Origin of the sequence: Moorena sp. SIO3E8 (genome assembly GCF_010692445.1) — a bacterium.
In the GTDB taxonomy this organism is placed as follows: domain Bacteria; phylum Cyanobacteriota; class Cyanobacteriia; order Cyanobacteriales; family Coleofasciculaceae; genus Moorena; species Moorena bouillonii.
The window spans coordinates 103,626-126,087 of sequence record NZ_JAAHHM010000005.1; the positions used below are offsets into that span (position 1 = coordinate 103,626).

Genomic DNA, 22,462 nt, shown 5'->3' on the forward strand with positions numbered 1-22,462 from the left:
CTCCCTTTGCAGATCATTTTGACCCCCGATGGATAATTCGATCCACAATAAACGCAGCGATCGCACCAACGCCAACACCAAGCAAAATATGAAATAGCACAAACACCACACTGTAACTCAAGCAAGGCTGGTCTTCAGCTTTAGGAAAATTTTTAGGACAATTTAAGGAGCCCTTGAGGTTTAGTTCGATCAGGATGGCTTCTACAGGTTGTTTAGCGTCGCTTTGAGAAGAAATACTACTGACCGCTAGGCCAGTACCCACGAAGGTGATCCAAAGTTGTAGTCTTTTGTCCTGTTTTTCAGCTTGTTTGTCTCGGGCTCGGTCAGCCTCCTCCTTATCTCTGAGGGCTTTTTCCAAAGCGCGATCGCGTTCTGCTTGTTCAATTTCCACAATACCTCTGATTGAGGAAATAGCTTTGTCTAACAGGCTGGAGCTATGGGCAAAATAGCTTAAGTTTATTTGAATTTGATTTTGATAAGTAGGGCTGATTTTATGCTCAAATACTGATAAAAAGCTTAAATCTTCGTCATTTGGTAATTTTTCTTGAATTTGTTGAAGCTTTTCGGAATAATTGTGAGCATTAATCTTCATGGTCAAGCTATAGCGTTCTAACTGTCTCAGCCAGTCTGAATAGTTCAAGTCTAGCTTCGGCAGTATTCTCAGTTTATGCTTAAAGTCCAACAGTTCATTATCAGATAATACGCTCTGATTATCTTGAATTTGGGTAGTTTCATTGATGATTTTTTTAATCTCTTGATATCCTTGGTAAGCATCACTATAAACCTCTCGGCTGATTTGATACGCTTTAATAACTTTTTGGCGATACAAAAATAAATCAATAAAGTATTGATAAAACAAGCTAAAATTATCGTCCGCTCGGGCACCATAGTTGCCATTGACCTCTTCTCCTAAAAATAGCCAAACAAAAATTTGGCCATAGTGTTGAGATTTATCGGGAATGCCATATTCAAAAATCGGACTATCAAATAATTGACCTTCTTGATACAGCGGTGGACAGTTATCCTTATCGTTTTCCCCCAGAAAATTCTGGACACACTGATCAGCTATCTCTTTCCATAAATAAGAATCTTGCGCTTGCTTCTGGGGTAGCCAAGCAGTTAGTAAGAGAATTTGTCCTAGGGAACTGTTAATTTTACTGGGAAGAAAGCACTGGTCTGGATTAAAAGAGTTGAATACAGTCAGGTCTACGTCTTCCGTTTTCTGATTATTCTCACGTTCAGGAATCCGAATATTTAAACCCAGAGCATAACTATCATAGATCTGGAGTGGACAAGCTTGACCAGTAATCCTTATTCCTTTGCCATGATTGAGAGATAATTTCCCCTCCAAGGGTAAGAGAATATTATCCTTGGTGGCTCCTTTTAGTAAAGCAATGCGGGAACCTTCTGCAACGTCTCTCAGGTCTAGCTTCTGTTGAATTTGAAATTTAGCACAAATCTGATCGTACTTGTGCCAAAGCAGTTTGCTGTCATAGTCCCTGTCTGGTTGGGAATCACTACTAGATGCATTCCGAAGATGGAAGGCAAAGAGATGAATATTAGGTGCGTAGATTTTATGAGTCATTGTTTGACATTTTTATTGCTTACTCTTGTCTGGCTGTTGTTGATTAGTTTTAGCTTTAATAATTTCTTGGTTGGTTTGTCGCAGTTCAAATAGGTTTTCAAGAATACCTGCTTCGGAATTAGAGGGAAGCTTGGGCGAATTCTTTAATTCCCTCTGATCATCAAATCGGCGTAGAGTATCCCTGACTTCTGTATGGGTTTGTAACCAATTAGTTAGTATCTGATCTAATTCAGCTTCTGTTGGAGTTTCTAAAGTTGCTAAAAGTTGGTCTAAGTCTTGCAAGTCTATAAGTTCAAATTTTTTCGAGTGAGTTTTGAGTGCTTGCGTAAAAACTTGGATAATTGCTAATATTTCCATGAGTTTTGCGGTTTATTTATGTAACTAAATAGATTATTTTCCAATGGCGCAGTAAGCCGCCCAATAAAAAGGAGAATAAAAGGGAGTTTCTTCAGGTTTAAATAACCGGAGTGATTTCTTGATTTTTTCATTAAAATTATTATCCAAACTCAACTGTTTAGTTAACTCTTCAGCCCAAGTTCGCAATTCCTGTACCGTGGCATCCCGCAGCCACAGTTGCGCTTGATTAAGGGCAACTGCTAAGGACATCTGCTCTCGCAGATTCTGATAAAATTTAATCATCAACAACGCTGTCGATAAATCGTTTACCTTCCACAGACTACTAACTACTGCTGGACTACCCGCAACTAGGAAACCACTGGGTAAACCAACGTATTCGTCGCTGGTTTTGGATTTGACTAATCCCGTTTCACAAGCAGAAAGGGTGACAAGGCGACATTGTTCTAATTTCAGGGCAAAGATAGCATCTAAGGTGAGGCATTTGTCTAAGTCAATTACTTCACCGTTCTCCAAAACTAGATGTTGTTCTAGATTGAGTTCAGCTGGTGCAGGACTGAGGTGGGCATCTGCCATGATTAGAGCAGACTTACGTGGTTTTTTAGGGTTTTCGTAGTTAAAGTAACCGTGACAGCTAAAATGTAAACAGTGGTAAGTGTTGAGCGATGTGCTATCTATGGCGGCTTTGGTGGCAGCTTTTTCCACGAGGATTTCTGTATCCGGTGGTGGATTGAAGTAGCTTTTGATTACTTCTACTTCGATAGTAGTGTAAACTAAATTAGCACTGGGGTTTTGGACGGCAAACAGGTGAGTAAAGTCGGGGCGTTTTCTGGTTTGGACAAGTTGGAGTAATTGGCAACTGGGAGCATAACGAACTCCTTGGGAGAAACGATTGAATAGCAATTTACCTTGATTTTCAGGAAGGGGTAAGGCGTGCAAGGGGAATAGATGTAGATACCAATGGGGGATGAGGATGAGTTGATTGCAGTCTTTGGGTAATTGCTGAAGAATCTTGTTAAGATTCAGAATCTCTGCTAGCTTCTGGAGTCGTGAGGTTAGTTGATTCGTCCAGTCTTGTGGTTGGTCGTAATCTGCAAGATAAGCAGTTGTCCAATCTTTAAAGGCATCTAATTCATCAGTAGAAGATGACAAAACTAGAGGCTGTTGGCTGTGGCGAGTAAAAATGAAGGTGAAAAAGCGATCAAAGCTAATATAAAACTCAACAATAGCAGTGTTTTCCTCTAGAGTTTCCTGGAATTGCTTAAAGTTAAAGCTAGAACCGATAGGTAAATATTGGTCTTGTAAATCATTGCGCTGCTGTCGCAACTGTTGAAGACGTTGTGCCAGGGCGGTTGGATTTTCAGCTTTGCCCTGTTGGATTTGATATTGACCTGCTGCTATTTCATCCCTGTATTGTTCTAGTTTAGTAACAACATCTACAGTAAAGATAGTTTTCAGGTCACGGCTGAGAATCTTTTCAACTAAATTCTGGGTTTTGCTCCGTTCCACGTATTCAATGGCTTCGGTGATATTATTTAATTCTAGGCAAGTTACTAGCATCCCTAGATAGCTTTTGTTGTGTTTTTCAGCTAGTTTTGTCTTGTAGTCTTCTACTCCAGAACCAGAATTAATTTCATCTCGCAGGAATTCCACTGTTTTAATGGCAGCGTCAAAAGCCTTGTAAGCTTCAGGGAAATTTTGAGCATCTTGGTAAGTATAACCAAGGTTATTGTTAGTCTGTAGATACTCTTGGGGAAAAGCGTCATGAGTGTATACTTCTAAAGCCAATTGGTAGCAAGCAATGGCATTATCTAGGTTTTCTGCTTTGGGACCTGTGATTCTCTGAGCGTAAGCACTACCGAGATTGGTTTGAGTCATTGCCCATTCATAGGGAAAAGCTTCACGGGTGCAAACTGCTAAAGCCGATTGGTAGCAAGCAATGGCCTGTTCTAGGTTTTGTGCTTTGGGACCTGTGATTCTTTCTAAGTAAGCATTACCGAGATTGTTTTGAGTCCTTGCCCAATCAATAGGAAAAGCTTCACGGGTGCAAACTGCTAAAGCCGATTGGAAGCAAGCAATGGCCTGTTCTAGGTTTTGTGCTTTGGGACCTGTGATTCTCTGAGTGTAAGCACTACCAAGATTGGTTTGAGTCATTGCCCAATCATAGGGAAAAGCTTCACTGGTGTGTACTTTTAAAGCCAATTGGTAGCAAGCGATGGCCTGTTCGAGGTTTTGTGCTTTGGGACCTTTGATTCTTTCTAAGTAAGCAGTACCGAGATTGTTTTGAGTGGATGCCCAATCAACAGGAAAAGCTTCATGGGTGTAAACGGCTAAAGCCAATTGGCAGCAAGCGATGGCCACTTCAAGGTTTTGTGCTTTCTCCCCTTTGATTCTTTTATAGTAAGCAGTACCGAGATTGGTTTGAGTCATTGCCCATTCATAGGGAAAAGCTTCACGGGTGGTTACTTCTTTTGCCAATTGGAAGCAAGCGATGGCATCTTCGAGGTTTTGTGCTTTGGGACCTGTGATTCTCTCAGCGTAAGCAGTACCGAGATTGTTTTGAGTCGTTGCCCAATCATAGGGAAAAGCCTCACGGGTGCGTACTTCTAAAGCCAATTGGTAGCAAGCGATGGCATCTTCGAGGTTTTGTGCTTTGGGACCTGTGATTCTTTCTAAGTAAGCAGTACCGAGATTGTTTTGAGTGGATGCCCAATCATAGGGAAATGCTTCACGGGTGTAAACCGCTAAAGCCGATTGGTAGCAAGCGATGGCAACTTCAAGGTTTTCTGCCTTCTGACCTGTGATTCTGTCAGAGTAAGCAGTACCGAGATTGTTTTGAGTGGATGCCCAATCAATAGGAAAAGCTTCACGGGTGTAAACTGATAAAGCCAATTGGTAGCAAGCGATGGCATCTTCTAGGTTTTGTGCTTTGGGACCTGTGATTCTGTCAGAGTAAGCATTACCGAGACTGGTTTGAGTAATTGCCCATTTTTCTGGAAAAGCTTCACGGGTCCGAACTGCTAAGGCCGATTGGAAGCAAGCGATGGCATTTTCGAGGTTTTGTGCTTTGGGACCTGTGATTCTGTCAGAGTAAGCATTACCGAGACTGGTTTGAGTCATTGCCCAATCAACAGGAAACGCTTCACTGGTGCGTACTTCTAAAGCCAATTGGAAGCAAGCGATGGCTTGTTCGAGGTTTTGTGCTTTGGGACCTTTGATTCTGTTAGAATAAGCAGTACCGAGATTGTTTTTAGTCGATGCCCAATCATAGGGAAATGCTTCACGGGTGTAAACCGCTAAAGCCGATTGGAAGCAAGCGATGGCATCTTCGAGGTTTTCTGCTTTGGGACCTTTGATTCTGTTAGAGTAAGCAGTACCGAGATTGTTTTTAGTCATTGCCCAATCAACAGGAAACGCTTCACGGGTCCGAACTGCTAAAGCTGATTGGTAGCAAGCGATGGCATCTTCAAGGTTTTCTGCTTTGGGACCTTTGATTCTGTTAGAGTAAGCAATACCGAGATTGTTTTGAGTCTCTGCCCAATATTCGGGAAAAGCTTCACGGGTGGTTACTTCTTTTGACAATTGGAAGCAAGCGATGGCCTCTTCTAGGTTTTGTGCCTTCTGACCTGTGATTCTTTTAAGGTAAGCAAGACCGAGATTGTATTGAGTCATTGCCCAATCTTCAGGAAATGCTTCACGGGTGTGTACTTCTAAAGCCGATTGGAAGCAAGCGATGGCCTGTTCTAGGTTTTGTGCTTTGGGCCCTTTGATTCTGTAAGAGTAAGCACTACCGAGATTGCCTTGTGTTTGTGCCCAATCATAGGGAAAATCTTCACGGGTGTAAACTGATAAAGCCAATTGGAAGCAAGCGATGGCCTCTTCAAGGTTTTGTGCTTTTTCCCCTGTGATTCTTTTATAGTAAGCAAGACCGAGATTGGTTTGAGTCTTTGGCCATTGTTCGGGAAAAGCTTCACGGGTGTAAACTGATAAAGCCGATTGGTAGCAAGCGATGGCCTGTTCTAGGTTTTGTGCTTTCTGACCTTTGATTCTGTCACGGTAAGCATTACCAAAATTGCCTTGTGTTTGTGCCCATTCATAGGGAAAAGCGTCACTGGTGTAAACGGCTAAAGCCGATTGGAAACAAGCAATGGCAACTTCTAGGTTTTGTGCTTTGGGACCTTTGATTCTGTCAGAGTAAGCATTACCGAGATTGTTTTGAGTCGATGCCCATTTTTCAGGAAAAGCTTTACGGGTGTAAACGGCTAAAGCCGATTGGTAGCAATCGATGGCATCTTCTAGGTTTTGTGCTTTGAGACCTGTGATTCTTTTATAGTAAGTAATACCGAGATTGTATTGAGTCATTGCCCAATATTCAGGAAAAGTTTCACGGGTGTAAACTTCTTTTGCCAATTGGTAGTAAGCGATGGCATTTTCTAGGTTTTGTGCTTTGGGACCTGTGATTCTTTCTGAATAAGCATTACCGAGATTGTATTGAGTCTGTCCCCATTCATAGGGAAAAGCGTCACGGGTGTAAACGGCTAAAGCCGATTGCAAGCAAGCGATGGCCTCTTCAAGGTTTTGTGCTTTTTCCCCTGTGATTCTTTTATAGTAAGCAAAACCGAGATTGGTTTGAGCCGATGCCCAATAAATAGGAAAAGCTTCACGGGCGAAAACTGATAAAGCTGATTGGTAGCAAGCGATCGCATCTTCTAGGTTTTGTGATTTTTTCCCTGTGATTCTTTTATAGTAAGCAAGACCGAGATTGTATTGAGTCATTGCCCAATATTCGGGAAAAGCTTCACGGGTAAAAACAGTTAGTGCCACTTCATAGCCAGTGATGGCAATTTCGATATTGCTGGCTTTGTCACCCAAGGGGAATTGTGCTATTAGATGGCTGAAATTGAAAATATCTCCTGCATAGTATTCCCCTTCCGCGAGCCTAATTGTTGCCAAAGCCCGTAATAGTTTGGCTAATCTATCATCCAGTTTGTCTATATTTGCTTCCAGTAATGGGTAAACTACCTGCTGATCACCACTACTGTTTGCGGTTGCTTTTAGTACATGTAATAGAAAGTCAATTGAGCTATCATATGTGTTGCGATTTACCCCCATCAACCGCTCTACAACATTCCTGAAAATATTAGACAATCGCCCTACACTATTCATTGACAAATTAGACTTATCTAAAGGGTGCATCTCACTGTCTTGATGTAGTCGCTCATGGGGAGACACCACGCCAGTCGCTCATGGGTTAACCCCCAAGACCGCTTAGGTGCGCTTGACCCGTAATTAAATTCGCCACGGGTCGCACCTCTACATCGCTTTTTAAATTAGGCAAAAATTACTATAATTCCCAGGCCAATGCCCCACACTTACCTTCTTTATTTCAACTATGAGATGCACCCTATCTAAATTACCTGGGATTGGCAAATCTTCAGCCACTGGCAGCATTATCTGCTGCCATCCCTGAGGGGAAAGCAATAGGCAATAGGCAATAGCAATTAAATTATAGCATTTTTTAATTGGGTGAAGTTTTTAGGGAATAGGGAACAGGGAATAGGCAATAGGCATGCTAGCAATAGGGGAAAGAGATTCTCAGTTTTATTGTCTAATCAAAAAACACCTCCTAGGTTGACATTTCAAATACAAACGCTATATAAACTTTGTAATTCTGTACATAGAACTCTAATGAAGTCAGAAGTCAGAAGTCAGAAGCCCGCAGTAGAGTGGGCATCCTGCCCGCGCCCAAATCTAATCCATATCAGTAGAGTGGGCATCCTGCCCGCGCCCAAATCTAATCCATATCAGTAGAGTGGGCATCCTGCCCGCGCCCAAATCTAATCCATATCAGTAGAGTGGGCATCCTGCCCGCGCCCAAATCTCAGGAACGGGCAAGATGCCCATTCTACAAAACTCTTACAATCATTCCATTATTAAGCAACCCCCTACTCTGAATGGGTAGTGCTGTAATAACATCTAACACACGAGTACCCATTAACCGCAAACCAGTACTCGTTTCTCGCAAACCAGTACTATTTTCTCGCAAACCAGTACTATTTTCTCGTTAAACTGTACTGGTGTATAACAAACGGGTACCCTTTTATCACATACTAGTACTGGTTTTCCTTAACAAGTACTGGTGTATAACAAACGGGTACCCGTTTCTGGTTAAAATGTACTTGTTTATCATTTAACAGTACTAATTTCTCATTAACTAGTACTTGTTGACAATAAACTAGTACTAGTGTATTAAAAAACGGTACTGTTTTGTTCTTAACGAGTACCATTTTCTCACATGGGAATAGGGAATAGGCAAGAGGCAATAGGCAAGAGGCAATAGACAATAGGCAATAGGCAATAGCGATGCAGCGCCGCCAAAGGGGGTTTCCCCCATGAGCGACTGCATCAAGACGGCAAGAGGGTTGTAAGCGATGCAGAGGTGCGACAATAAGCGCGAATTTAATTCTTAATGGTAAGAGCGCACCATTACTTTTGTAGTAAACTTTTGCCTATTGCCTCTTGCCTCTTGCCCTTGCGCGTAGCGCTATAACTGGTTCAACCAATTGGTCAAATCCACTTCGGTTTCAAAATCTAACAACGCTTCTCCTAAATCCTCCAACTGGTCAAAAGATAATTCCTCAATTTGATTTTGTAATTGGGGATTGATTTGACCTAGGCGACGGTTAAGTAGACGCTTAATTAAATTAAGCTCATTGCGCTTTCCTTGTTCTAATCCCTGTTCTAATCCCTGTTCTAATCCTTGACGAATAATCCGTTGATAAACTACTGACTCTTGCATCATATCCTCCCGAAAATAAGCTTGAATTAACTGCTCATCAAATTTCACCCCAGCCAACAGTTGTACGCAAGCAGATAGGTTACGCTGCTGTTGTCTATTTTCAATCATATATACCAAAGGGAACAGGGAACAGGGAACAGGGAACAGGGAACAGGGAACAGGGAACAGGGAACAGGGAACAGGGAGTAGGCAATAGGCAATAGGCAATGGTGAATTTTTATTTTTTAATTCTACATTTTTAATTCTACATTTTTAATTCTTAATTCTTAATTATACATTCTTAATTATACATTCTTAATTTAATAAAAACCCTTGACAACTAAAACTGTAATGATTACAATAATCAATGTAAACCAAGTTGAACTTTTTCACAATGTCAGACAACTTTACTCGCAATTTCAAGAAAAAACCCACTCAGCACACTCTCAAAGGGCCTCGTGAATCAGTAATCAATAGTATCCAGATGCTGTATTCCCTAGGTTATGCAGAAATTGCGGAGTGGACTCCTCTAGAAGCGACCGATATTCCAGGAGAAGTAATTACTACTATGACCAAGTATTGGTTGTTGCCATAACACCTTAATTTTCTGGGGGGGTTTCCCCCCCTTGGCCTTGGGTTTCGGAAATTTCTGACATATGTGATTGACATAGCCGTGGATAGTATTTCTACGGCTATTTTTTTTTTGTTTTGGATATATAGCAGAAGTCAGAAGTCAGAAGTCAGAAGTCAGAATTCAAACTCTTGCGCTTATTTAGGTTTGAGACTTTTGTCATGTCCTAACTGTCCTAGAAACGCTATAGGTATTTAGAGGATATCTGAAAAGTTTTTTTATACTGATTTTTGCCCCCCTAGCCCCCCAAATTTGGGGGGAACAAGAGTCAATTTGCTTCTAAAAGTCCCCCTTGGGGGACCAACGGGGGCTTGGATGTAGCCAATGAGACTTCTCAGACAACCTCTTAGATTAATGTAAAATTAATGTAAAAAACTGTAATAACTTTTTAAATTTTATGGATAAACCTTCCCTATACCAGCAAGACTTTTATGGTTGGACTCAGCAGCAAGCCCAAGCACTGAAGTATAAGCAATTTTCTAAGCTTGATTGGCAGCATCTGGAGGAAGAAATTAAAGCTTTGGGAAGACAGGAATATCGAGAATTGGTAAGTCGCCTTTGCGTTCTGCTTGGTCATCTGCTCAAGTGGCAGTATCAGCCAGAGAATCGTAGCCGTAGTTGGTTTTTGAGTATTAGAGAGCAACGTCGGGCAATTAAACGGCATTTACGGCAAAACCCGAGCTTAAAGTCTCGCCGGTCGGAAGCAATGATGGATGGCTATGAAGCAGGTATTGATTTAGCGTTGCGGGAAACTAATTTACCAATACGAACCTTCCCAGAAGCTTGTCTTTATTCCTTTGATGAAGTGATTGAGGAGAGTTTTTGGTGTGATACTAGCCAAGATTGGGAAAATTAGGTTGTTAGTTGAGTCAACAACCTTTGAGTCACATTGCTTATGCTTTTCAGGCAAAAGGCAAAAGGCATGCTAGCAATAGGCAATAATAAAGAGGGTTTCAACTGAAGTTCCCCTGTACATTTGTACTACTCTACCCAGGAAAGGCTATCCCCATAAGGGATAAGCGTGATTTAGCCTGACCCTTGTGTGCCCATGTAATTTTCCGATTTTCTTAAGATTTTGGTTGGGGGAACTTCGGCGATAATGTAGTCATGTATATAGAACGTGTTCCTAACAGAAATTCTCCTCCTGCCGTCCTTCTCAGAGAATCATACCGAGAGGGAAATAAAGTTCGTAAACGCACCCTTGCTAATTTGTCCAAATTACCTGATGATGTGATCGAAAATTTGCGTATTGTTCTGAAAGGAGGAGTCGCAATTGAAAACTATGGAGAGGCTTTTCAAATTATTCGCAGCTTACCTCATGGTCATGTATCTGCGGTATTAGGAACTCTTAACAAACTGGGAGTTCCAGAGCTGCTCGACTCAAACCCCTCAAAAAATCGCTCTTTAATCATAGCAATGATAGTAGCCAGAATTATTGAGCCTCGCTCAAAATTGGCAACGGCGAGGGGATTAAATTGGAAAACTTGTTGTTCATCTTTGAGCCATATCCTCGGGTTAGAATCAGCATTGGAGGATGACTTATATGAGGCTTTAGATTGGTTACTAGTCCGACAAGCATCCATTGAAAATGAACTGGCGAAAAAGCATTTAGAAGAGGGTTCATTAGTTCTGTACGACATCAGTTCTACCTACTTTGTTCGCGAAGCGGAGGCCGTAGGCCACGCTACGCGAACGGCTTTGCCGAAAGGAAAAACCTGTCCCCTAGCCAAATACGGTTATAGTCGAGACAAAAAGAGAGGAAAACTACAAATAGTATTTGGCTTACTGTGTAACCGAGAAGGATGTCCCATAGCAGTAGAAGTCTTTGAAGGAAATACATCCGATACAACGACCTTGGCAAAACAAATCGAAAAAGTCCGTGATCGCTTTGGACTATCAAGAATTATCTGGGTCGGAGATAGAGGAATGATTACTCAGACGAGAATAGACCAAGAATTGTCTTCTGGGGAGGATAAGAATTGGATTACCGCTTTGACAGCCCCTCAAATCAAAAAACTCGCCCAGCAAGAGGTGATTCAACTGGGGTTGTTTGATGAACAGAATTTAGTTGAGGTTGAATCGGTTGATTATCAGGGGGAAAGATTAATTGCTTGTCGCAACCCTTTGACTGCTGAACAAAGCGCACAAAAACGAGAAAAACTATTACAAAAAACTGAAGAAGAATTAGAAAAAATTGTCCAAGCAACTCTCCGAAAAAAAAGAGCTTTGAAAGGAGCCGAGCAAATTGGTATCCGAGTCGGTAAGGTGATTAATAAGTATCGAGTCGGTAAGTTCTTTGAACTGGAAATCACGAACAACAGCTTTTCATACTCCCGCAAGCCACAAGACTTAAAAGTCGCCGCCGCCTTAGATGGATTGTATGTAATTCGCACTTCTGTAGAGGCGGAAGTTTTAGATGCTCCAAGGACGGTCAAAGCTTACAAAAGTCTGTCTCAAGTTGAACAGGCTTTTCGTTCTTATAAGACTATGGATTTAAAAGTACGTCCCATTTATCATCACCTTGAAAGCCGAGTGAAATCTCACGTTTTTCTTTGTATGCTGGCTTATTATGTGGAATGGCACATGAAACAAGCTTTAGGGCCGATTTTGTTTGAGGATGAGGATGACACTCCTATCGATTGGGATGGGGTAACTCCTGTCAAACGTTCAAAAAAGGCTTTATCCAAAGCTCGTAGAAAGAAGACATCCCAGAATTTGCCTGTACATAGCTTTTCAACTTTGATGGCTGATCTGGGGACAATTACTCTTAACACAATTCGTTCTAAATTAGAGGGAGCTGATCTGACTTTTTTGAAAATTACTCAACCTACACCAGTCCAACAAAAGGCTTTAGATTTACTTAATGTTTCTCTGTTTGTACCCAGTAAATGACGGATAGAAAATCGGAAATCCCAAGCCATGCATAGGTTGTGCCATTTTGTCAACGAGGAACTTCAGTTTCAAGGGAACGGTAGTGATAAAAATCTAGTGATTTGGCTAGGGTGTGTCTTCTTGCCTCGGAGATCCCCCTAAATCCCCCTTAAAAAAGGGGGACTTTGAGTATGGCTCCCCCCTTTTTTAAGGGGGGCTGGGGGGGATCTAAATCTGGCGGAAAACTTGAGTATGGCTCCCCCCTTTTTTAAGGCAGGGCTGTTTCAAACTTTAATAAGTTAACGATTATTGGAGATAGGGGGATAGGGGGATAGGGGGATAGGGAAATAAACTAAAATTTCCCGAAAAATCCGCCAATTTAGTCATTAAAATCTGACAAATTAGTTGGGAGGAAGCAACTCCAATGACTAACAATTCGTGATTCGGCCTTCGAGGAGGGTTAGATAAATTTGGCCAAAATTCCGACTATTCGCGCTCCTTTTCTCCCCATCTCCCCATCTCCCCATCTCCCCATCTATTTTTGGCCAGAATGAAACAGCCCTACCTTTTTTAAGGGGGGCTGGGGGGGATCTAAATCTGGCGGAAAACTTGAGTATGGCTCCCCCCTTTTTTAAGGGGGGCTGGGGGGGATCTAAATCTGGCGGAAAACTTTGAAAACACGCCCTAAGGTCTGGTCAAAGTAACCGCAGCCAAAATCACCACTCATGTACCACTACCTGCTCTGATAACAAAACCTAATTCGTGATATAATCCTGTAGAGCTTTAACTCCCAGTGGTTGCGACTGTAGTGAACGAATTGCGGCTGCTGTTGCTTTAGCACTAGCAATTGTAGTTACAATCGGAATCTTATAGCCTAATGCTGTTCGACGAATTAACAGCCCATCGGCATAGGCATCTTCTCCAGAAGGGGTATTAATAATTAGCTGAATCTTTTGATTCTTAATCCAATCCAAAACATGGGGACGTCCTTCATGGAGTTTTAATACCAATTCCACATCCAGTCCATGCTCTTGCAGCACCTTGCGAGTGCCATCCGTTGCCACTAGCTCGAAACCCAACTCGATTAAGTCTTTCGCCACTGGTACTACATTGTGCTTATCTCGGTGATTGGTGGAAACGAACACTGTGCCAGATAGAGGTAAACGCTGACCAGCTGCTAATTCTGCTTTGGCAAATGCCTTGCCAAAATCTGTGTCAATCCCCATTACTTCCCCAGTAGAACGCATTTCTGGTCCGAGGAGGGTGTCTGTACCAGGAAATTTCTCAAAGGGCAATACCGCTTCTTTGACTGCAATATGCTTAGGAATAGCTTCTTCAGTTAACCCAAGGGATTCCAAGGTCTCACCGGACATAATCCGAGATGCTAACCCGGCCAGGGGTACCCCTGTTGCCTTGGAGACATAGGGAACTGTTCGGGATGCTCTGGGATTGGCTTCGAGTATGTAAACGGTTTCCCCCTGCACCGCAAATTGAATATTCATCAACCCCACCACCTTCAGGGCTTTTGCCAGCTGGTAGGTCCAAGTGCGAATAGTTTCCAAAGCAACGGGTGTTAGAGAGGTGTGGGGTAAAGAACAAGCAGAGTCTCCGGAGTGAATCCCCGCCTGTTCGATGTGTTCCATGATGCCACCAATCACTACCCGACCAGTGTGATCTGCGATCGCATCCACATCTACCTCTACTGCATTCTCCAAAAACTTATCAATCAGAATCGGATGCTCTGGTTCCACCTGCACCGCAAACTTCATGTAGCGTTTCAAATCCTCATCGGAATAGACAATTTCCATAGCCCGTCCCCCCAACACATAAGACGGACGCACCACCACTGGATAACTAATCCGTTTCGCCACTTCTAGTGCTTCCCCATAACTGCGAGCAATTCCATTGGGTGGCTGCTTAATATTTAACTTCCGCAAAATCTTCTCAAACCGCTCCCGATCCTCAGCTACGTCGATTGAGTCGGGAGAGGTTCCCCAAATTTGGGTTACCAGTTGTTGGTTGCCAACCTTCAAACTGCTAACCTTCAAGGCTTCTTGCAACGGCACTGCTAACTTCAGCGGTGTCTGTCCCCCAAATTGAACAATAATCCCTTCCGGATTTTCCGCCTCAATAATATTGAGTACATCCTCTTTGGTCAGGGGCTCAAAATATAAGCGATCGCTTGTATCATAATCTGTCGAAACTGTCTCTGGGTTGGAGTTGACCATGATTGTCTCAAATCCCTGCTTACTCAGAGCATAAGATGCATGACAACAGCAATAGTCAAACTCAATTCCCTGACCAATCCGGTTTGGTCCCCCACCTAAAATCATCACCTTCCGCCGATCCGAAGGTATCACTTCCGACTCTTCTTCATAAGTGGAGTAATAATAAGGTGTGAATGCCTCAAACTCGGCTGCACAGGTATCTACTAGCTTATATGCTGGTACTACTCCTAGATGCTTACGGTATTCACGCACCTCATCTTCCGAAGTCTTGGTAGCAAAAGCAATTTGGCGATCGCTAAATCCCTGACGTTTGACTGCCCATAACTGCTCTTTGTTCAAGGTTTCCAATGGGGTACGTTTGAGGAATTTTGAGGTTTCCAGCAATTCCGCCAATTTATCCAAAAACCAGGGGTCAATTCCTGTGAGTTCCTGTACTTCTTCTAAGGTCATCCCTAGCATCAAACCATGACCCACCGTGAAGATACGTTCTGGATTCGGGGTTCGTAAACCATAGCGCACTTGTTCGAGAGATGGCAGCTTCTCTTTGCGATCGCATCCCCACCCAAACCGTCCAGTTTCCAGGGAGCGCAACGCTTTCTGAAACGATTCGAGAAACGTCCGTCCAATCGCCATGGCTTCTCCCACTGACTTCATCTGAGTCGTCAGGATTGCTTGACTACCGGGAAACTTCTCAAAGGCAAACCGGGGTACCTTAGTTACCACATAGTCAATAGTTGGTTCAAAGGAAGCAGGAGTTTGTTTAGTAATATCGTTGGGAATTTCATCAAGGGTATATCCCACGGCTAATTTAGCAGCAAACTTAGCAATCGGGAACCCTGTTGCTTTCGAGGCTAGGGCAGAACTGCGGGAAACCCGAGGATTCATCTCAATGATAATGACCTGGCCATTGATGGGATTCACAGCAAACTGAATATTTGACCCTCCAGTTTCAACCCCAATCTCCCTAATAATTTTAATCGAGTAATCCCGCAACCGTTGGTATTCCTTATCCGTCAGGGTTTGAGCGGGAGCAACAGTAATCGAGTCCCCAGTATGAATCCCCATCGGGTCAACATTTTCAATGGAGCAGATAATCACTACATTATCTGCCAAATCTCGCATGACCTCTAACTCATACTCCTTCCAGCCCAACAAAGACTTTTCCACCAGGATTTGAGACACTGGCGAAGCATCCAAACCCCCCTGAGCCATTGTTTCGTATTCTTCTTTGTTATAGGCAATGCCACCACCACTACCCCCCAGGGTAAAAGCCGGGCGAATAATCAGCGGGTAAGAGCCGATTTCTTGTGCGATCGCTTTAGCCTCCTTGAGATTATTCGCAATTCCCGAAGGACAGACCCCTACCCCAATCCTTTCCATTGCTTCCTTGAACAACTGGCGGTCTTCAGCCTTTTCTATCGCCTCTAGCTTTGCCCCAATTAGCTCCACTCCATGCTTTTCCAAAACCCCATTCTTCGCTAGGTCAACCGCAATATTCAGAGCCGTCTGACCCCCCATGGTTGGCAGTAAAGCACATGGTTGTTCTTTTTCGATCACCTTCTCGACGATTTCTGGAGTTAGGGGCTCGATGTAGGTACGGTCAGCCGTTTCCGGGTCAGTCATGATACTAGCTGGATTAGAGTTTACCAGTACCACTTCATAGCCTTCTTCCCGGAGTGCTTTACAAGCCTGAGTCCCGGAATAGTCAAATTCACAGGCTTGTCCAATCACAATCGGACCAGAACCAAGGAGCAAGATTTTGTGAATATCATCGCGGCGGGGCATAGTGGTTGCTCTGTGGTGACATAAACGTTATTAGATCCTGACTATTATATGCTTGCTTGCCAAATTATTCCCTAGTTATTTATCCAGCTTTTAGAAATTATCGAGCTTTTTATCCAGCTTTTACCCAACAAACCTGATTTGTTTACCGTTGACCGTTGAGCGTTGACAGTCAACGGTTACGGCGGTTTGCATAACTATCAGGTACACAGGATTGTTTTCCCACTTCCGACTTCCCTGCTCCCTGCTCCCTGCTCCCTGCTCCCTGCTCCCTAAAAACATTGAATTGCAAACCGCTGTAAGTTAACCATTTCGATTAAAGCTGTCAAACTAGAGGTAGCGATTTTGCCTGTGAGTGCTATGACCCTTGCCAAGAATTCAGAAGCCACTGCGGAAGTCAATGTAATGGCTGAGTCAGAAAGTATTATCATTCCACCATGTGATTTATGGAGTGATGAACCCCCCTTGGAAAGCGATCGCCATCGAGATCAAATTGAGCTGTTACTCGCTTGCCTGAAGTGGTGGTGGCGAGAACGAAGCGACTTCTATGCTACTGGGAATCTCACTATCTATTTCAGTCCTGAGCATATTACCACCAGAGACTTTAGAGGACCCGACTTTTTTGTGGTTCTCGGTACGGAAAATCGACCCCGCAAAAGTTGGGTAGTATGGGCAGAACAAGGAAAATATCCCAATGTGATAATTGAACTGCTCTCTAACAGTACAGCTAAAGTTGACAAGGGATTAAAGAAAATCCTCTACCAAGATACTTTCAGGACACCAGAATATTTCTGGTTTCACCCCGATACCCTCGATTTCCAGGGATTTCGCCTGATGGGAGGCCAGTATCAACCCCTCGACCCTAATACTCAGGGGTGGCTGTGGAGTCAGCAGTTGGAATTATTTTTAGGTGTGCATAATTCCCAGCTACGGTTTTTCAGTGAAGATCAGCAATTGGTACCAACACCAGAGGAGAGAGCTCAAGCTGCTCAACAACAAGCTCAAACTGCTCAACAACAAGCTCAAGCTGCTCAACAACAAGCTCAAGCTGCTCAACAACAAGCTCAAGCTGAACGGCAACAAAGGGAACTGGCTCAAAAGCGGGTAGAGGAATTGCTAGCTAGACTCAAAGAGTTAGGTGATCACTCAGATGCTTGATTCTCGCCATTGCTCCAACGGGCATTGGTCAACTAATTAGAAAACTAGGTTTGATGATCAGCTGATCGAGTGATTAGGGGGTTAATTGCTAATTTTCAATTTATAGCGCTTGTGATCATGAGTGGAACACAAATAAATTGTAAGGGCGCAAGGCTTGCGCCCACAAAGTGATAGTTTTTTATAGTTTTTATTCAAAAATTATTAAGGATCCACCCAGCGACCATCAGCTTTAATTAAATTAATCAATTCCTCTACTCCTTGATCTTCAGGTACCTTTTTAATTTCCTCCTTACCGCGATACAGAGAAATATAGCCAGCTTGCTTACCTACATAACCATAGTCAGCATCAGCCATTTCCCCAGGACCATTAACAATACACCCCATCACAGCAATATCTAAGCCAGCGAGATGTTTAGTAGCTTCCCGAACCTTATTGAGCACCTCCTCTAAATTAAATAAAGTACGACCACAGGACGGACAAGCCACATACTCCACCATAGTTTTCCGCAATCCCAGAGCTTGCAGAATACTGTAGCAAACAGGAATCTCTTTTTCTGGGGCTTCCGTAAGGGAGACACGAATCGTATCACCAATTCCCTCAGCTAGCAGAGTAGCAATACCAGCCGTAGACTTAATCCGTCCATATTCCCCATCCCCGGCTTCAGTAACACCTAAATGCAAAGGGTAATCCATCCCCAACTGATTCATCCGCCGTACCATTAAGCGATAGGCGGCTAGCATCACAGGTACCCGTGAAGCCTTCAGGGAGATCACCAAATTGCGGAAATCTAGGGATTCACAGATACGAATAAATTCCAGAGCAGATTCCACCATCCCTTCTGGGGTATCACCGTAGGTAAACAGCATCCGTTCTGCTAGGGAACCGTGATTGACTCCGATGCGCATAGCTTTCCCTTGGTCACGGAGGGAAATGACTAGGGGTTCTAGGGTTTCCCGAATTTTTTCCCCAATTTCCTCAAATTCAGCTTCAGTGTATTCACTGCGATTGGCTTTGGGCTTTTCAAAGACATACAATCCTGGATTAATCCGCACCTTATCCACATGCTTGGCAACTTCCAGAGCAATTTTCATGCCATTGTGATGGACATCAGCTACTAGAGGCACCGGTTGATAGGTCGCTGCTAGTTTCTCTTTGATTTGGGCTAGAGCCTTAGCATGTGCCATACTCGGTACAGTGACACGGACAATCTCGCAACCAATCTCGTGCAAGCGGCGAATAGCAGCAACGGAACCATCGATATCTAAGGTATCTTCATTAATCATCGATTGCACCACCACCGGGTATCCCCCGCCAATAGTGACATTAGCCACTCTGACAGGGCGGGTTTGACGGCGGTGGATAGTAGTATCGAAAGCTGGTAGTGTAGCAGCCCTTTGAGGTGTGCTTAAAGTTTGCATAACCTGTTAATTGCTTGGCGTAGCGAGAATAGTAGGTTTTTGTATTTATTCTCTTAGGTTCCCATAGAATCAGGCGCTTTTGGCTTACGGGTGAGAGTTTTCTACTCAGGAAAGTCGGGAATCACCCACTTGGGAGGTTGAGATAGTTTCTTGAGCCGTGCTTCCTCTGCCAACTCCAACATTTTGTCCAATGAAGTATCGTTAATGAACTGGGATGCCTCAGCCAGGTATTGTTTATTGGGGCATTTGTCACCTAAGATACAACCGTTGATGCAGTCTTGGGCACAATTTACATTAACTTCCACAGTACTCTCCTTATGGTTATAGCTACTAATGACCACCCGGGCAAATTACATTCCTCATTGGCTAAAGTCATTGCTATCAATTTTACGTTTTTCAGGAGTCCCTTGTTTGTCTCAACTTGCTGTTCAAATTAAACTTTCTATATAATATATATAATAAAGGAATTTGTCTCTATGGTAGAGAGCATCTCAACGAACAACAATAATCACCCCAATCATACCCCCAAGCAGGATGATATTAATAATGAGGATATTACTGAACCTGAACTACCGAAACAGGAAAGCATTCAGCGTTATCAAGAAGTTATCTATCAGTTTTTTTTTAAGGGGGTAAAGGAAAATTATCCAGAAACCGTTTTTCTGGACTTTAAGCAATTGTTCATCTCTTGTGAAATGACGGCAAACCTAGAGGTAAATAAGGCATTATTAGAAATAATTTTACACAACGATTATCAAGTATTTGCTAATACATTTAAACGCTCATGCTATATAGTAATCAATAATTGGTATTCTCAACGAAACTTAAATTATATAACCAAATTAATCAAGAGTATTGACAATAGTAAAACTCAAACCAATAATAGCTTTTCTAAACTAGTTAACCGTCAGATCAATTGGCTAGTTATTTTTATTAAGAGTGATGACTATAATCAACTAAAGCTTTTTAATGAAATCAATTCAAATGCCAAAAGAGGTTATTGGAGTTCTCGCTATGCGTCTTATTTATTAGTTCCTCAATATCTTGATCATAAAAATCCCATAGAACAGCGAAAAATTGCTATAGATATAGCCAATCAATTAACAGAAAAATTTACATTTGATTTAGCTAGGTATACAGTTCACTATAATTCCCCTGTCTTAAAACCTGAAGACACTTATAATCCGACAAATATAGGAAACGAAGTTATTGATATTATTAAAAAAATTGAATCTAAACAGCTATGGTCTAATTACAATTACCAAGCCCGTATTTTTGTTAAGCAAATTAAAAATCTAAATTATAGAGACTTTAAACAAAGTCTGAAAAAATATTTATTAACTTACGTACATAATCATAAATCCTTAGCCATCGTAAATACCAAAATTTCTCAAAAAATCGATCAACTCTACATTGACTATAATGAATCCACTATAACCCTCGACTTAATTCTGCGCACCTGCAGAAGATTAGTTGAGCTTTTTACGACTGAAGATAGCCAGGAACCATCTCCTCTATTTATTTTATTAACAACTCAAGAAGAACCGCTCACTCTTGTTAGTATTTTAATCAAAATTGTTTTAATTTGTAAGTACGTAAAAGCTCATCTAGACGTTTGTATTGCTAAAATAATTCGCTATTACGAAAACTCTCCAGAGCAAGAGTGTAAGTGGTTTATAAAGTTTTTAGAAATTTTCAATATTGTGATAGCAATTTACACTCAAAATATTCAATATAATCTCATTAAAATCGCAGAAAATCAGCCAGATAATCCCAGGGTTATTTCTTCGGAGAGCTATCGAGTATTTCCCCAATTAAAAGGGACTGACCTGCGTGGTACTAATCTTAGTGGTGCCGATTTACGTAATACGAAATTAAGGGCTGCTGACCTGCGTGGTGCTAATCTTAGTGGTGCCAATTTAAGTCAGGCTGACTTAAGCCTTGCCAAACTCAGTGGCGCTAACTTAAGTGGTGCTAATCTTAGTGGAGTCAAGTTAATCACAGCTGACATGAATAGTGCTGATTTGAGTAGTACCAACCTAAGCGGTGCTGATTTACGTCGTACTAATTTACAGCAAGCAAATTTAATAAATGCCAGTTTGAACGAGAGTAATTTGCTTCATGCTGACTTACAAAATGCTGATTTGAACGATGCTAACCTCAGTGATGCTAGTCTCCAAAATGCCAAACTTAGTAGGGTCAACCTTAGTGGTGCTAACCTTAATAGGGCTGACTTACGTCATACTAAGCTCAATCATGCCAACTTCAGGGGTGCCAACTTGAAGCAAGCTAACCTAAACAAGGCTAACCTGTGTCAAGCCAACCTCTGTCAAGCCAAGCTAAACCATAGCAATCTCAATCACGTAAACTTAGATGGTGCTAACCTCACTCAGGCTCACCTGCGTGGTGCTTCTCTGAATTATGCCAGCTTAAGGAAGACTAACCTTAGCTATGCTCAATTAAGTCATGCTCAGTTGAGTTATGGAGACCTCAGTGGTAGTGAACTCAGTTATGCTCAACTGCGTCACGTCGATCTGACTAATGCTGACTTGAGTCAGACAAATATGATGGGTACTAACTTATTTGGTAGTAATCTTCATAAAGCCAATGTCCAAGGTGCTAAATTTTGGTACAACGCAGTTTTGCCCGATCAAATTAAACCTGAGCTAGAACAGCGAGGAGCTATATTTATTGTTAATGGTTAATTGTTAATGGTTAATTCTTAATTGACGAACCACTAAGAATGATTAAGTTTTCTAAGCATTCAGCTGAATGTTTAGAAATGAAAAGTATTCAGTCGGACACAATGCTACAGTGAAACTGTCTGATATTAATGAACCTGCTTTTGCGTTTTTGCTGCCATGAGTAATTCTGCTTCCGTTCTTGATGCAGTCGCTTATGGGGGAAACCCCCAAGACCGCGCTGCATCGCTAAACACCAGTAACTTTTGGGACTTTGATTTTACAGCCCCTCAACCGACCCAGGATACGGATTTGCTGAGGCAGCTGAATTTCGTTCCAGGGTTAAAAGAGATGCTCATGGTGCGTCAGGTTCATGCTCTGGAACACGCTACTGTATGGGTTCTAAGTCAGCGCTATGGTGCTAGTGGTGCTGGTGCAAGCCGTATCACTCCTCCATCAGATAATAATTCTATAGGAGGACTATCAACTGACCAAGGATTTTATCTCTATGGTCAGGTAAATTTGGCTGACTTGAGACGAGCAGTACCCACTGCCCTAGAGCGACTGACTCGGGGAGAATGGGATATGGCTATCCACCCCCGGTGCGGCACGAATCTCTCAGTAGCAGTGTTTTTAGGTGCTGGACTGGGGTTGGCAGTTCATCTGTTACTGCCGCGAGGACCGATTGAACAACTGTTGGGTCTTGGCTTTGCAGCGGTAGCTGCTACTCAACTAACACCTGATTTGGGTAACTTAGCACAACGGTACTTAACTACTGCCATTCCTTTTAACCTGGCGATTGTAGACATTAGGGAAACATCTGATATCTGGGGACGTCCAGCCCATTTTGTCCAGATGCGATGGATTGACTAAGCTTGAATTGTTATTTGTCCTTGGTTAGATCAGTGCAAGAGAACCGACCGACTTATACCAATTTTTAAAATTAAGACTACAAATGGAGATGGAGATGGGGAG

The 22,462-nt window shown here is 42.5% G+C and carries 14 protein-coding genes; 6 read left to right on the plus strand and 8 right to left on the minus strand.

The genetic code is table 11. The annotated features are described in order from the left end of the window. Window positions 1-13: 13 nt before the first annotated feature. The 5 genes from F6K46_RS03975 to F6K46_RS03995 form a co-directional block, all read right to left on the minus strand. Window positions 14-1,585, minus strand: a complete 1,572-nt coding sequence (locus F6K46_RS03975; RefSeq protein WP_293052520.1) for a hypothetical protein — start codon at window positions 1,583-1,585, stop codon at window positions 14-16. 12 nt (window positions 1,586-1,597) lie between these two features. After that, window positions 1,598-1,942, minus strand: coding sequence for a hypothetical protein (locus F6K46_RS03980; protein ID WP_293052523.1), 345 nt, complete (start codon window positions 1,940-1,942; stop codon window positions 1,598-1,600). Between the two features lie 33 nt (window positions 1,943-1,975). Then, entirely contained in the window at window positions 1,976-7,051 is a 5,076-nt protein-coding gene (locus F6K46_RS03985) for a CHAT domain-containing tetratricopeptide repeat protein (RefSeq protein ID WP_293052743.1), read from the minus strand. 1,129 nt (window positions 7,052-8,180) lie between these two features. Further along, a complete protein-coding gene (locus F6K46_RS03990; RefSeq protein ID WP_293052526.1) occupies window positions 8,181-8,345 on the minus strand; it encodes a hypothetical protein in 165 nt (54 codons plus the stop codon). Between the two features lie 138 nt (window positions 8,346-8,483). After that, window positions 8,484-8,945, minus strand: a complete 462-nt coding sequence (locus tag F6K46_RS03995; RefSeq protein WP_293052529.1) for a DUF4351 domain-containing protein — start codon at window positions 8,943-8,945, stop codon at window positions 8,484-8,486. Between the two features lie 166 nt (window positions 8,946-9,111). Here F6K46_RS03995 and F6K46_RS04000 point away from each other — a divergent pair, with 166 nt between their 5' ends. The 3 genes from F6K46_RS04000 (at window position 9,112) to F6K46_RS04010 (ending at window position 12,240) form a co-directional block, all read left to right on the plus strand. Further along, complete coding sequence (locus tag F6K46_RS04000) at window positions 9,112-9,312, plus strand: hypothetical protein (protein ID WP_293052532.1); 201 nt, start codon at window positions 9,112-9,114, stop codon at window positions 9,310-9,312. 433 nt (window positions 9,313-9,745) lie between these two features. Further along, complete coding sequence (locus tag F6K46_RS04005; RefSeq protein ID WP_293052535.1) at window positions 9,746-10,204, plus strand: DUF29 domain-containing protein; 459 nt, start codon at window positions 9,746-9,748, stop codon at window positions 10,202-10,204. 251 nt (window positions 10,205-10,455) lie between these two features. Then, on the plus strand, window positions 10,456-12,240 hold the full coding sequence (locus F6K46_RS04010; RefSeq protein WP_293052538.1) for an IS1634 family transposase: 1,785 nt from the start codon (window positions 10,456-10,458) through the stop codon (window positions 12,238-12,240). 734 nt (window positions 12,241-12,974) lie between these two features. On the opposite strand, the gene carB is transcribed toward F6K46_RS04010, so the two are convergent. Next, window positions 12,975-16,232: a carbamoyl-phosphate synthase large subunit gene (gene carB / locus F6K46_RS04015; protein WP_293052542.1), complete on the minus strand. Its 3,258-nt coding sequence runs from the start codon at window positions 16,230-16,232 to the stop codon at window positions 12,975-12,977. Between the two features lie 357 nt (window positions 16,233-16,589). Between carB and F6K46_RS04020 the strand changes: the two genes are divergently transcribed. Next, window positions 16,590-17,387, plus strand: coding sequence for a Uma2 family endonuclease (locus tag F6K46_RS04020; protein ID WP_293052545.1), 798 nt, complete (start codon window positions 16,590-16,592; stop codon window positions 17,385-17,387). 201 nt (window positions 17,388-17,588) lie between these two features. On the opposite strand, the gene ispG is transcribed toward F6K46_RS04020, so the two are convergent. After that, complete coding sequence (ispG, locus tag F6K46_RS04025) at window positions 17,589-18,806, minus strand: (E)-4-hydroxy-3-methylbut-2-enyl-diphosphate synthase (protein ID WP_293052548.1); 1,218 nt, start codon at window positions 18,804-18,806, stop codon at window positions 17,589-17,591. A 101-nt stretch (window positions 18,807-18,907) separates the two neighbouring features. Continuing rightward, entirely contained in the window at window positions 18,908-19,111 is a 204-nt protein-coding gene (locus tag F6K46_RS04030) for a hypothetical protein (protein WP_070396893.1), read from the minus strand. 171 nt (window positions 19,112-19,282) lie between these two features. Between F6K46_RS04030 and F6K46_RS04035 the strand changes: the two genes are divergently transcribed. Then, window positions 19,283-21,511, plus strand: coding sequence for a pentapeptide repeat-containing protein (locus F6K46_RS04035; RefSeq protein ID WP_293052554.1), 2,229 nt, complete (start codon window positions 19,283-19,285; stop codon window positions 21,509-21,511). 156 nt (window positions 21,512-21,667) lie between these two features. Then, a complete protein-coding gene (locus F6K46_RS04040; RefSeq protein ID WP_070394908.1) occupies window positions 21,668-22,360 on the plus strand; it encodes a DUF6391 domain-containing protein in 693 nt (230 codons plus the stop codon). Window positions 22,361-22,462 lie beyond the last annotated feature (102 nt).

What these genes read in the sequence shown, in the direction of transcription:
- F6K46_RS03975 (WP_293052520.1), bottom strand. Translation starts at nt 1,585, where the DNA reads ATGACTCATAAAATCTACGCACCTAATATTCATCTCTTTGCCTTCCAT.
- F6K46_RS03980 (WP_293052523.1), bottom strand. Translation starts at nt 1,942, where the DNA reads ATGGAAATATTAGCAATTATCCAAGTTTTTACGCAAGCACTCAAAACT.
- F6K46_RS03985 (WP_293052743.1), bottom strand. Translation starts at nt 7,051, where the DNA reads ATGGGGGTAAATCGCAACACATATGATAGCTCAATTGACTTTCTATTA.
- F6K46_RS03990 (WP_293052526.1), bottom strand. Translation starts at nt 8,345, where the DNA reads ATGCAGTCGCTCATGGGGGAAACCCCCTTTGGCGGCGCTGCATCGCTA.
- F6K46_RS04000 (WP_293052532.1), top strand. Translation starts at nt 9,112, where the DNA reads ATGTCAGACAACTTTACTCGCAATTTCAAGAAAAAACCCACTCAGCAC.
- F6K46_RS04005 (WP_293052535.1), top strand. Translation starts at nt 9,746, where the DNA reads ATGGATAAACCTTCCCTATACCAGCAAGACTTTTATGGTTGGACTCAG.
- F6K46_RS04010 (WP_293052538.1), top strand. Translation starts at nt 10,456, where the DNA reads ATGTATATAGAACGTGTTCCTAACAGAAATTCTCCTCCTGCCGTCCTT.
- carB (WP_293052542.1), bottom strand. Translation starts at nt 16,232, where the DNA reads ATGCCCCGCCGCGATGATATTCACAAAATCTTGCTCCTTGGTTCTGGT.
- F6K46_RS04020 (WP_293052545.1), top strand. Translation starts at nt 16,590, where the DNA reads ATGACCCTTGCCAAGAATTCAGAAGCCACTGCGGAAGTCAATGTAATG.
- ispG (WP_293052548.1), bottom strand. Translation starts at nt 18,806, where the DNA reads ATGCAAACTTTAAGCACACCTCAAAGGGCTGCTACACTACCAGCTTTC.
- F6K46_RS04035 (WP_293052554.1), top strand. Translation starts at nt 19,283, where the DNA reads ATGGTAGAGAGCATCTCAACGAACAACAATAATCACCCCAATCATACC.
- F6K46_RS04040 (WP_070394908.1), top strand. Translation starts at nt 21,668, where the DNA reads ATGAGTAATTCTGCTTCCGTTCTTGATGCAGTCGCTTATGGGGGAAAC.